This is a genomic window from Halogranum rubrum, from assembly GCF_900114455.1.
Classification (GTDB): Archaea; Halobacteriota; Halobacteria; order Halobacteriales; family Haloferacaceae; genus Halogranum; species Halogranum rubrum.
Map to the genome: position 1 here is coordinate 146,221 of NZ_FOTC01000001.1, position 11,402 is coordinate 157,622.

15 protein-coding genes are annotated in these 11,402 nt (G+C 65.5%); 11 read left to right on the plus strand and 4 right to left on the minus strand.

What is annotated here, in order from left to right; all coding sequences use genetic code 11:
• Positions 1 to 68: 68 nt before the first annotated feature.
• The 10 genes from BM083_RS00745 to BM083_RS00790 all read left to right on the plus strand — a co-directional run bounded on the left by BM083_RS00745 (position 69) and on the right by BM083_RS00790 (position 7,559).
• Complete coding sequence (locus BM083_RS00745; protein WP_089864481.1) at positions 69 to 1,304, plus strand: translation initiation factor IF-2 subunit gamma; 1,236 nt, start codon at positions 69 to 71, stop codon at positions 1,302 to 1,304.
• A gap of 15 nt (positions 1,305 to 1,319) precedes the next feature.
• A complete protein-coding gene (locus tag BM083_RS00750; protein ID WP_177197572.1) occupies positions 1,320 to 1,691 on the plus strand; it encodes a DUF188 domain-containing protein in 372 nt (123 codons plus the stop codon).
• Between the two features lie 9 nt (positions 1,692 to 1,700).
• On the plus strand, positions 1,701 to 2,270 hold the full coding sequence (locus BM083_RS00755; protein WP_009733067.1) for a DNA-directed RNA polymerase: 570 nt from the start codon (positions 1,701 to 1,703) through the stop codon (positions 2,268 to 2,270).
• 3 nt (positions 2,271 to 2,273) lie between these two features.
• A complete protein-coding gene (gene spt4 / locus BM083_RS00760) occupies positions 2,274 to 2,471 on the plus strand; it encodes a transcription elongation factor subunit Spt4 (protein ID WP_089864484.1) in 198 nt (65 codons plus the stop codon).
• Positions 2,471 to 3,004 carry a GTP-dependent dephospho-CoA kinase family protein gene (locus tag BM083_RS00765; RefSeq protein ID WP_089864487.1) on the plus strand — a complete coding sequence of 178 codons (534 nt, stop codon included), beginning with the start codon at positions 2,471 to 2,473 and terminating at the stop codon, positions 3,002 to 3,004. Before spt4 ends, BM083_RS00765 begins: the two co-directional genes overlap by 1 nt.
• A 50-nt stretch (positions 3,005 to 3,054) precedes the next feature.
• Entirely contained in the window at positions 3,055 to 4,347 is a 1,293-nt protein-coding gene (locus BM083_RS00770) for a PQQ-binding-like beta-propeller repeat protein (RefSeq protein WP_089864489.1), read from the plus strand.
• A 116-nt stretch (positions 4,348 to 4,463) separates the two neighbouring features.
• Positions 4,464 to 4,781 carry a 30S ribosomal protein S24e gene (locus BM083_RS00775; RefSeq protein ID WP_089864492.1) on the plus strand — a complete coding sequence of 106 codons (318 nt, stop codon included), beginning with the start codon at positions 4,464 to 4,466 and terminating at the stop codon, positions 4,779 to 4,781.
• A gap of 10 nt (positions 4,782 to 4,791) precedes the next feature.
• On the plus strand, positions 4,792 to 6,393 hold the full coding sequence (locus tag BM083_RS00780; RefSeq protein WP_089864495.1) for a bifunctional N(6)-L-threonylcarbamoyladenine synthase/serine/threonine protein kinase: 1,602 nt from the start codon (positions 4,792 to 4,794) through the stop codon (positions 6,391 to 6,393).
• A gap of 65 nt (positions 6,394 to 6,458) precedes the next feature.
• Positions 6,459 to 6,737, plus strand: coding sequence for a DUF5808 domain-containing protein (locus tag BM083_RS00785; protein WP_009733061.1), 279 nt, complete (start codon positions 6,459 to 6,461; stop codon positions 6,735 to 6,737).
• Positions 6,738 to 6,932: 195 nt separating this feature from the next.
• A complete protein-coding gene (locus BM083_RS00790) occupies positions 6,933 to 7,559 on the plus strand; it encodes a non-canonical purine NTP pyrophosphatase (protein ID WP_089864498.1) in 627 nt (208 codons plus the stop codon).
• An 81-nt stretch (positions 7,560 to 7,640) separates the two neighbouring features.
• Here the strand turns inward: BM083_RS00790 and BM083_RS23040 are convergent, their stop codons facing one another.
• Positions 7,641 to 7,811, minus strand: coding sequence for a hypothetical protein (locus tag BM083_RS23040; protein WP_177197501.1), 171 nt, complete (start codon positions 7,809 to 7,811; stop codon positions 7,641 to 7,643).
• Positions 7,812 to 7,931: 120 nt separating this feature from the next.
• Here BM083_RS23040 and BM083_RS00795 point away from each other — a divergent pair, with 120 nt between their 5' ends.
• Entirely contained in the window at positions 7,932 to 8,726 is a 795-nt protein-coding gene (locus tag BM083_RS00795; protein ID WP_089864501.1) for an SDR family NAD(P)-dependent oxidoreductase, read from the plus strand.
• 12 nt (positions 8,727 to 8,738) lie between these two features.
• Here the strand turns inward: BM083_RS00795 and BM083_RS00800 are convergent, their stop codons facing one another.
• From BM083_RS00800 to BM083_RS00810, 3 genes are all read right to left on the minus strand, one after another.
• Positions 8,739 to 9,620 carry a phosphorylase family protein gene (locus BM083_RS00800; RefSeq protein ID WP_089864505.1) on the minus strand — a complete coding sequence of 294 codons (882 nt, stop codon included), beginning with the start codon at positions 9,618 to 9,620 and terminating at the stop codon, positions 8,739 to 8,741.
• Positions 9,621 to 9,671: 51 nt separating this feature from the next.
• Positions 9,672 to 10,148, minus strand: coding sequence for a DUF7384 family protein (locus BM083_RS00805; RefSeq protein ID WP_089864507.1), 477 nt, complete (start codon positions 10,146 to 10,148; stop codon positions 9,672 to 9,674).
• A gap of 150 nt (positions 10,149 to 10,298) precedes the next feature.
• The gene (locus tag BM083_RS00810) at positions 10,299 to 11,381 is read right to left on the minus strand and encodes a putative sulfate/molybdate transporter (protein ID WP_089864510.1); all 1,083 of its coding nucleotides are present in this window, start codon (positions 11,379 to 11,381) and stop codon (positions 10,299 to 10,301) included.
• Between the last annotated feature and the right edge of the window lie 21 nt (positions 11,382 to 11,402).

Here is an 11,402-nt window from a genome sequence, read left to right on the forward strand (position 1 = left end):
GATACGAGAACAGCAACTTTATCAGTCGTTCGGGGCGAAACTTCCCCAAGATTACTCTCAGGAGGTAAATGGTGACGGAAAATCCGCAGCAACCGGAGGTGAACATCGGACTCGTCGGTCACGTCGACCACGGGAAGACGACCTTGGTCCAGGCGCTTAGTGGGTCGTGGACCGACCAGCACTCGGAGGAGATGAAACGAGGTATCTCCATCCGACTGGGGTACGCGGACGCGACGTTCCGCAGGTGTCCCGAGGAAGACGAGCCCGAATGCTTCACAGTAGAGGAAACGTGCGACGAACACGGTGTCGAGACGGACGTACTTCGAACAGTATCGTTCGTCGACGCACCCGGCCACGAGACGCTGATGGCGACGATGCTCTCGGGTGCGGCCCTGATGGACGGGGCCGTACTCGTCGTGTCTGCGACGGAGGACGTTCCGCAGGCACAGACCGAAGAGCATCTGATGGCGCTCGACATCATCGGTATCGAGAACATCGTCATCGCGCAGAACAAAGTCGACCTGGTCGACCGTGACCGCGCGGTCGACAACTACGAACAGATCAAGGAGTTCGTGAAGGGGACCGTCGCAGAAGACGCCCCCATCGTGCCCATCAGCGCGCAGCAGGACGTGAACATGGACCTCCTCATCGAGGCCGTCGAAGAGGAGATTCCGACGCCCGACCGCGACGAGGCGGAGGATCCACGGATGTACGTCGCGCGCAGTTTCGACATCAACCGCCCCGGAACGACCTGGGACGGTCTCACGGGCGGCGTCGTCGGTGGCTCGCTCATCGAAGGAAAACTCACGAAGGGCGACGAAATCGAACTTCGCCCCGGCCGAGAGGTCGAAGAGGGCGGCCAGTCCGAGTGGCGACCCATCACGACCAGCGTCCGTTCGCTACAGGCGGGCGGCAAGCAGGTCAACGAGGTCAGCCCCGGTGGACTGCTCGGCGTCGGGACGGGACTCGACCCCAGCCTGACGAAGGGTGACGCCCTCGCGGGACAGGTCGCCGGCAAGCCCGGCACCCTCCCGCCGACGTGGCACACCTTCGAGATGGACGTCGACCTACTCGAACGCGTCGTCGGCGGCGACGAGGAGATCGAGGAGATCTCCACGGGCGAACCGCTCATGCTCACCGTCGGGACGGCAACGACCGTCGGTGCAGTCACGAGCGCCCGCGAAGGGGAGTGCGAGGTCAAACTCAAGCGCCCCGTCTGTGCACCTATCGGTGCGAAGATCGCGATCAACCGCCGCGTCGGCGCTCGCTGGCGTCTCATCGGTATCGGGACGCTCAAAGAGTAGATGGTGGTCGTCGCCGTGGATACGAACGCGCTGATGATGCCGGTCGAACTCGACGTCCGTGTGTTCGACGAACTCGACCGGTTGTTCGGGACGGCCGACCTCGTCACCCCTCGTGCGGTTCTCGACGAACTCGAGAAACTCGCTGCGGGGTCCAACGGTGAGGAAGGCGTCGCCGCCAGCGTCGGTTCGGACTTGGCGACTCGCCACTGTCGCGTGGTCGACACCGAAGCATCGTACGCCGACGACGCCATCGTCGAACTCGCCACGCAGGGTGAGTGCGACTGCGTCGTCACGAACGACCGACCGCTACAGGACCGACTGCTCGAACGCGGTGTTCGCGTCGTCGGTGTCCGGGGTCGGAACACACTCGCGGTAACAGAGCCATAACACGAGGATATGTATAAGAAGGTACGACTCAAGGACACGGTCGAAGTGCCGCCGAAGCATCTGGCGGACGTGACTCCCCAGCGAGTCAAGCGACTGCTCCAAGACAAGCTCGAAGGACGAATGGACGAAGACGTGGGCAGCGTCGTCAGCGTCGTCAACGTACACGACATCGGCGAGGGTTCGGTCCTGCCGAACCGTCCCGGCGTGTACTACCAAGCGGAGTTCGACGCCATCACCTACGACCCACAGATGCAGGAGGTCGTCGACGGGACGGTCGTCGAAGTCGTGGAGTTCGGTGCGTTCGTCGGCATCGGCCCGGTGGACGGACTGCTCCACGTCTCGCAGATCTCCGACGAATATCTCGCCTACGACGGCGAGAACCAGCAGCTCGCGTCGACGGACTCGAACGACACGCTCGGTGTCGACGACGCCGTCCGCGTGCGCGTCGTGACGAAGAGCATCGACGAGCGCAACCCGCGCGACTCGAAGATCGGACTCACGGCCAAACAGCCCGGCCTCGGCAAACACGGCTGGCTGGAGCAGAAGCGCGAAGAGCGACAGGCCAGCACGGAGGGGTAACCGATGGCAAAGAAGCGAAAGGCCTGCCGTGAGTGCCATTACATCAACGAACCGGACAACCAGACCTGCAACAACTGCGGGTCGTCGAGTCTGACGGAGGACTGGGCCGGTTACGTGGTCATCACGCACCCCGAACAGAGCGAAGTCGCCACCGAGATGAACGTCAGCGAGGCCGGCGGCTACGCGCTCAAGGTCCGGTGATGCTTCGGCTCCCCGCGGACCTGCGTGGCGCGTTCAAAGACCCGCTGGGTCGCGTCTACACCGACCCCGTGGACCTCCTCCGCGACGCCGACCAGACAGAAGGCCCGATAATCGCCGTCGGCGACGTCGTCACGTTCCACCTCAGACAGGCCGAACGGGACCCGGACGTCGCTGTCATCGACGGCAAGACGAAACGGGAGGCCGTCGACGAGGCTGTGAAGGAAGTGCTCGACGGCGACGCCGACCGCATCGAAGTCGAGAACCCGCCGGCGACGATTTCGGAAGCGCTGCTCGACGCACTCGTGAGTGCCCTCGCTGCCGACGACCCGACCGTCATCTTCGTCGACGGCGAAGAGGATTTGGCGACGCTCCCGGCTATCGTCGCCGCACCGGTCGGTGCGAGCATCGTCTACGGTCAACCCAACGAGGGAATGGTCCACGTGCCCGTCGACGAGGAGACGAAAGCCGAGGCCCGCGAGTTGCTCTCGAAGTTCGAGGGCGACGTCGACGCGGCGCTCGCTCGGTTGGACTAACCGGTCAATTTTCACACAAGAGCTATTACGAACCCGTCGGCAGCACGGGTATGTCTCCCCGCACTCGCAGGCGCTTCCTCCGCAGCAGTGGCCTCGCTCTCGGTGCGTTCGTCACCGGGTGTACCAGCTCTCCACCAGTGTCGACGTCGCCCACGTCGTCACCGGCTGAGACGCCGACAGCGACGGCAACGGCGACAGACACCACACAGTTCCCACCGCCGGAACCGACGTCGGCCGCGCCGCAAGACCCGACGCCGATGCCGACGGAGACGGACTGGCCGCGATTCCAGTTCGACGGCGGAAACACCGGGCATCGACCCGGACTGACCGCCGTCCCCGACGACCCCGACACCTACTGGCAGTTTTTCGTCCAGTCGTCGCCACCCGTCGTCGCCGATGGGTCGCTCTACACGGCCGAACGCGACCGCAACCACCGTACGCTCGTCGCCCGTGACGCGGCGACCGGTCGGGTCCAGTGGCTCCGGACGGCCGACCGCGGTGGGGCAGTCACTCACCCTACCGTCGTCGGGGACACGCTTCTCGCACAGAGCTACACGATTCTCTTCGCCTTCGACAGGACGACCGGCGACCAGCGATGGGAACTCGACATCGGACAGGGTTCGCCGGGGTCGCCAGTGGTCGTCGACGGCACGGCATATCTCGCCAACGGGTCGTACGCTTCGGGACCGAGCGAAGCCTTCGCAGTCGACGTGACGACCGGTGAGGAGCAGTGGCGCGTCGAACTCGGGAGTGGTATGCCACATCTCCGTGGTTCCGTCGCCGTCGCCGACGGGTCGGTGTTCGTCGTGGACGGTGACCTCGTCGCACTCGACGTGACCGACGGGAGCGAACGCTGGCGAGTCACGTTCGACGCACCGGCGGAGACGACGCCGACAACAGCGGACGGGATGGTATACGTCACCGACACTACGGGGACTCTTCACGCCGTCAGCGCGGCCGACGGCACGGAGCAGTGGGCGGCCGACGTGGGTGAACCGGTCAGAGGGACTGCAGCGGCCGTCGCCGACGACGAGGTGTACGTCGGGACAGAGTCAGGCCTCGTCGCGCTGACCACCGGTGGGTCCGACCGGTGGCAGTTCTCACTGTCGAGAGCGACGTCGCCTACTGTCGGTACGGACGCCGTGTACGTGGGCGGGCAGGGGTTCGAATCACCGTCGGCCTTCGCGCTCGACAGAGAGACCGGTAAACGGCGCTGGCGGTACGCCACGGCGGAGAAAGCCATCTCGGACTACGTACAGGCCGGCGTCCGTGGACCGCCGACGCTCGTCGAGGGTGGGGTGTATGTCGTCGCCGCCGACGGGATGCACGCGCTCGGCCGGTAGTGCGTCAATCCGCTACTCGGCGTTACCGGCCACGTATCAGTCACGCTTCCGAAAGACGGCGTCACGAGGTCGAAATCCTTTTACTTGTTTCGAGAAGAGGTTGTAGCAACTGAACCATGGACATCGACATCATCTCCGAAGACGAGAACCCCATGTTGCACCGTACCGACGTCCGATTCGAAATCGTCCACGACGACGCATCCCCCTCCCGTCTGCAGGTCCGCGACAGTCTCGCGGCCAAACTCGACAAGGGTTCGGACGAAGTCGTCGTCCACAAACTCGACACGAAGTTCGGCATGCGAAAGACCATCGGCTACGCGAAGGTCTACGAGACGGCCGACTTCGCTCGCGACGTCGAACAAGAGCACATGCTCGAACGCAACAAGATCACCGCCGGCGACGAGGAAGGCGACGCCGAAGCCGAAGAAGCGTAATCTGACCTGAATGCGCGTTCTCGGCATCGAAGGGACGGCGTGGGCCGCAAGCGCCGCACTGTTCGACACTGAAGCCGAGGACGACTCCATCTTCATCGATTCCGACCCCTACCAACCGGAGAGCGGCGGCATTCACCCGCGTGAGGCGGCCGAACACATGGCCGACGCGGTTCCTGCCGTCGTCGACTCCGTACTCTCTCACGCCGTCGAGACGAGCGACGCTGGCTCCCCCGAAATCGACGCCGTCGCCTTCTCTCGCGGTCCCGGACTTGGGCCGTGTCTCCGTATCGTCGGCACCGCGGCCCGCTCTCTCGCACAGACGCTCGACGTCCCACTCGTCGGCGTCAACCATATGGTCGCACACCTCGAGATAGGTCGCTACCAGTCGGGGTTCGACTCGCCGGTCTGTCTGAACGCGTCGGGTGCGAACGCCCACCTCCTCGGCTACCACAACGGTCGGTATCGGGTACTCGGCGAGACGATGGACACCGGCGTCGGCAACTCCATCGACAAGTTCACGCGCCACGTCGGGTGGTCTCACCCGGGCGGCCCGAAAGTCGAGCAAGCCGCCAAAGACGGCGAGTACGTCGACCTGCCGTACGTCGTCAAGGGGATGGACTTCTCTTTCTCGGGTATCATGAGCGCCGCGAAGCAGGCGTACGACGACGGCGAGGACGTGGCGGACATCTGCTGTGGACTGCAAGAGACAATCTTCGGGATGCTCACCGAAGTCGCCGAGCGAGCGCTGTCGCTGACGGGGACGGACGAACTCGTCCTCGGTGGCGGCGTCGGGCAGAACGAACGACTGCGAGAGATGCTCGCGGCGATGTGCGAAGAGCGCGGTGCGGAGTTCTACGCGCCCGACCCGCGGTTCCTGCGGGACAACGCCGGCATGATTGCCGTCCTCGGCGCGAAGATGTACGAGGCGGGCGACACCCTGCCCATCAGCGAGTCGAGCATCGACCCGAACTATCGACCCGACCAAGTGCCCGTCACGTGGCGCGGCGACGACGAGTCCGTCGCTCGCGCGGTGACGGACAGCGGCGACATCCGCGGCGCGGAGGCGACCGTCTCCTTCGAGGGCGACACCGTCGTCAAGCGCCGTCTCCCGAAGACGTACCGCCACCCCGAACTCGACGCACGGCTCCGAAAGGAGCGAACCGTCGCAGAGGCCCGCCTCACCAGCGAGGCGCGTCGAGCGGGTGTGTCGACGCCGCTGGTCCGCGACGTCGACGTACAGGAGTCGACCATCTCGTTCCAGCACGTCGGCGCGTGTGACCTCGCAGAGGACCTCACAGCCGACGCTGTTCGCGACGTAGGCACGCATCTCGGACGGTTGCACCGAGCAGGTATCGTCCACGGCGACCCGACGACGCGGAACGTCCGCGTGGGAGGGGAGTTTGTTCAGTTAATAGACTTCGGCCTCGGCTTCCACACCGGCCACGTCGAAGACCACGCGATGGACCTCCACGTCTTCGAGCAGAGCATCGAGGGGACTGCAGACGACCCCGAACCGCTGCGCGAGGCGTTCGAATCGGGGTACGAAGCGGTCGGCGACGACGACGTGCTCGCTCGTCTCCGGACCGTCGAAGGCCGGGGCCGATACCAGTAGTCGCCGTCTTCCTCACCGCGACGACAGCCAAAACGCTTTATCCCGGTCGTGTGTACGGGTTACGTATGGCAGACAAACCACAGTCTGGTGAGATTCTCGGCATTCCGTACAACTTCGAGCGACCGAGCATCGGCCGTCTCCTCTCGTCGTACTGGCAACCGGGCAAAGGCATGCTCGTGAAGAAGCCGTTCGGCGTCGGCTACACGCTCAACCTCGCTAACTGGCACTCGTGGGTCGTGCTCCTGGCGGCCGGCGCGATGCTCTTCCTCGAACGTCGCGGTCAGACCGGTGCCGTCGCCGAAGACGACGACGGCCCCGTCGAAGTCATCGTCGACGACGACTGAGCACCTCGCCACTCTCCTTTCACGACTCTCTTTCGACACCGCTGCTTCCAGAGTGACAGCTACGTTCGTCGTGAGGGCGGCCACGGCGGTTCCAGTGCCGTGGTAGCTGGCAGACGACCACGGCTGTCTCAATGCCGTGGTAGACGCCAGACGGACACCGGTGGCTCTTTGCGACCACACACCCCACCGTCGCACATGCTCAACTACGTCACGACGAACCCCGGAAAGGTTCGGGAGGCAGTCGACTACCTCGCTGACGACGTCCAGCAGTTCGACTTCGACTACACCGAGATTCAAGCGCCCGAACTCGGTCCCATCGCGGCCCACGGTGCCCGCGAGGCCTACCGACACGTCGGCGAACCCGTCCTCGTCGACGACGCGGGGCTGTTCGTCGACGCACTCGGCGGCTTTCCCGGTCCGTACTCCTCCTACGTCGAAGACACCGTCGGCGTCGAGCGTGTCTGGAATTTGGGAAAGGACGAGGAGAACCGCCGCGCCGAGTTCCGGTGCGTCCTCGCCTACTGCGACGGCGAAGAGTTCCGCGCCAGTCCGGACCCGATCGACCGCGACGACCGAGTCGCCGCCGCGGCCGCCGGTGCCGACGAGAACGAAGAAGAAGGGGAGACCCTGCCGGTCAAACTGTTCGAGGGCGTCGTTCGCGGCCGTCTCGTCGCGCCGCGCGGCGAGGGTGGGTTCGGCTACGACCCCATCTTCGAACACGACGGGAAGACGATGGCCGAGATGAGCACGGACGAGAAGAACGCCATCTCGCACCGCGGACGGGCGTTGGCGAAGTTTGGGGAGTGGTTTGCCGAACGGTAGTGAGGCAAACTACGAGAGGCGAGCGAAGCGAGTCTCTCGGTAGTTCAGCGAACGGAGTGAGCTGAAATTTTCCATCCACACTCACACAGTCTGTCGATAGGCTCGGTACGCGACGCCGACGAAGAGTGCCGAGAGGAGGGCTCCGGCAACGAGGAGCGGCGACCCGGCGTAGTTTCCGAGTGCGATGGCAACTGCGATGACGACGGCGATGAGCGCCGTCCACGGCCCTGCGTTCACACCGATTCCAGACATAGTACGGCTGACAAATATTGTGCAAATATTGGTTTTGGCTGTCGTCAACGAGAAATCTAAGGGGGGCAGACACAGGACGACACACGCTTATCTCTCCATCTCACGTCTTCTCGAAGTAACATGTCACGAACCGGAGACAGCGACGTCGGCGTCGCACTCGTCACAGGTGCATCGAGCGGTATCGGTCTCGAACTGAGCAGACTCCTCGCCGCCGACGGCTACGACCTCGTGCTCGTCGCTCGGAGCGAGGACACGTTGCGTAAACTCGGTGAGGAACTCCAAGGCGACCACGGCGTCAACGTCACTGTCGTCGTCAAAGACCTCGCTCGTCCGGAGTCGCCAGCCGAGATTCAGTCGGCGCTGGAGGAACGTGACATCCCGGTCGACGTGCTCGTCAACAACGCCGGATTCGGGACGAGCGGGCCGTTCGCCGAGGCCGACCTCGACCGCGAACTCGACGAGATACAGGTCAACGTGACGGCGCTGACCGAGTTGACGAGGCGGTTTCTGCCACAGATGGTCGAACGCGGCGAGGGTCGAATCCTCAACGTCGCCTCGACGGCGGCGTTCCAACCCGGTCCGTACATGGCCGTCTACTACGCGACGAAGGCGTACGTGCTCTCCTTCTCAGAGGCGATTTCCGAGGAACTCAGGGGAACGGGCGTCACCGTTACCGCGCTCTGTCCCGGGGCGACAGAGACGAACTTCGACGAACGGGCGGGCGTCTCGGATACGCCGCTCTTCCGGGGCAACGTCGCCAGCGCCGCCGACGTCGCCGAGATGGGGTACCGGGCAACGATGGATGGCAAAGCGGTCGCCGTCTACGGGAAGAAAGCCAAACTGCTCACGCTCCTCGTCCGGGTCACGCCGCGCAGCATCGTTCGCAAGGTGACCAGACGGATGAACACCGCTTGATTCGACTCGTTCTCACTGCGTCGGAGGTCCACCACGCCAGCGGTCCCAGTCGCTCGCGATGGTGTCTGCGACCGCTCGCCCGACCCGATACGCGTTCCGGTGTGCGGGGCCACCCATCCACCAGTCGTCGTCGCGTTCTCCACCTTCGGGTGGGCGGTCGAAGTTCGAGGCGGCCCGGACGCTGAGATAGCGGTCGAGTTTCCCGAATCGGTCGCAGGCGACGGCCGTGCCGAACCCTTCGCACTCTGTCGTGGCGTACGTTCCAGCGTCGTACGTCTCGACCAGTGACTCGACCTGCGTTGCCAACGTTTCGCCGTGCCAGAAGTCGGCCCCGGCCGCAGTCGTCCCGACTTCCAGTTTCGGCGAGTCCGTCGCTGGCGGCGAGTCATACCGCCGGCGGTGGTCTCGTGCGGCCGCCGAGTCCTCCAACTCGACGGCAGCGGCGACTTCGACTGCGGCAGCGACGAGGTCCGCGTTCAGTTCGTACGCCTGCTGCGGGCCGAACCCCCACGGTTCGACACCGCCGTGGTCGCTGTAGCGCTTCTTCGCGTCCCAGTTCACGACGTGGTCCGCGACGACGACGGACCCGACCGTCCCCACGTGCGGCGAGATGCCCGCCACGCCCGCCGTCATCACGTACGCGTCGGTCGTGTCGACGACGTCCGACGAGAGGAGGGCAGTCGTCGTCGCACTCGCCCGTGTCGGTCCAATCTCGGTCGCCGTGGCGCCGACGCCGTGGTCGGTGATGCGGAGTGGCATCGGCACTCCGGGAACCCGAACCTCGTGGGCGAACTCGCCGTAGCCGTCCAACCAGCGGCCCAGTTCTCCCTTCCCGGAGGCGGTCTCGGAACCGTACGCCGTCAGAACGAGGACGCGAAGCGGTGGCGGAGACATGCCGAACGTAGACCAGTCAAATCGTCAATATCTCTTCGGTCGGGACCCTCCCTACGCCCGCGGGTCGCGGTCCGGGCCGGGGTAGTCGCCGCCGACGACTTCCTTGTAGAGGCTCTCCGCGTCGAACAGTGTCGCGAATGCCTTCGGATGACGGACGCTCAGCGGCACTCTCCCCTGGAGGTTCGCGCCGGCCTGCACGCTCCCGAGGCGTTCGTCGAACGAGAGGAGATGCATCGCGCCGCCGCGATACGCCGAGGCGAGGCCGGGATGGTCGCCGTCGGGGTGGTCGACCGGTTCGCGCAGGGCTTCGATTCGGTCGCGCCACGCCGCGGCGAGGTCGGCGTCGCCGACCGTCGAAACCACGGCCTCGGCGTCGTCGAGCAGGCGGTCGCTGGCGACGAGCGTCAGCCACGAGTGCTCGCGGACGATGTCGAGTGCGCGCCGGGCGTCGCCGTCGACGAAGAGGTCTGCGGCGAGCACGTCGGCGTCGGCGACGATGCGTGCCGGACTCGGGTCCGTCTCAGGCATCGCGGTGCTCCCGCAGTGCGTCGGCGACTGTCTCCTCGTCTACGTCGTAGTCGGCGGCGCGTGCGAACAGGTCGGCCCAGGTCATACTCAATGGTGGTCCGGCCATCACAAGACAGTTGCCGGTCTGGTGTGCTCATCGACCGTCCTCTGTCATCGACGCGCGAGCAACTGGTGGGCGACGACGCCGAGGACGAACGCCACACCGACGTTCACGAGTAACCCGGTCACCCCTACTGCAACCGTCAGCGGGAGCGACGTCGTCGCTTTCGCACTCTTTCCTAACTGCACCGCGACGACGACGAGGAGGACACCGAGCACCGCCAGCGGGAACGCGGCAACGAGACCGGTGACGAGTGCGGCGAGCACGTAGAGGCCGCCGAGAATCAGGTTCGCGCCGCCCGTCCGGGCACCGAAGGCGTACTTCCCGGCGAGACCACCGCTACCGTGACACATCGGGAGACCGCCCAGCGGGACGGAGAGGAGACTCATCGCACCCATACTGCTCGCCAGTTCGTCGGCCTCCACGTCGGCGTCGAACAGGTCCGCACAGAGCAACGAGGTGGCGACGGCGGCGTTGCCGACGGTCATCGCCAGTTGGCCGAGCGACGCCTCGACTGCGCCTACGGACAACTGCGGCGCGCCGGCGGGGAACAGCGTGAGCGAGGGGAGAGAAGGTGAGGGGACGCCGACGGCGGCGACGGAGAGCGCGACGCCGACGGCGAGGATGACGAGCGCCGCCGTCCGGCGGTAGCCGAGCGCGACGACGGCGAGCGTGAGGAGGAGGGCGACGCCAGCGAGGACCGGGTCGGCGACGCCGAGTTCCAGCCCGGATTTGGCGAGGAGGAGCGCCACGGCCAACTGCACCCCGCGGACGACGGGCGTCCCGACGTAGCGTTCGAGGCGGCCGAGGACGCCTGTCGACCCTGCGGCGAGAAGGACGCCACCGGCCAGCAAGCCAGCGGCGGCGAGTTCCGGGTAGGTCAGCGTTCCGGCGATAGTCAGGCCGACGAGTGCCTTCATCGGTTCGACGGAGAGCGGGAGGCCGTAGACGACCCCCCACACGATTTGGAAGACGCCAAAGAGAAGCAGGACGTGGGGGAGCGACACCGGCGTCAACGCACCGAGTGCGACGACGAGCGGGAGCACCGTAACCGAATCTCCGAGTGCGCCGGTCAGTTCACCGACGGAGAACTGCAGGTCTCGTTGTCCTTCTCGTCGGACCGAAATCCCCATACGAAACCCAGTTCGGCCGGG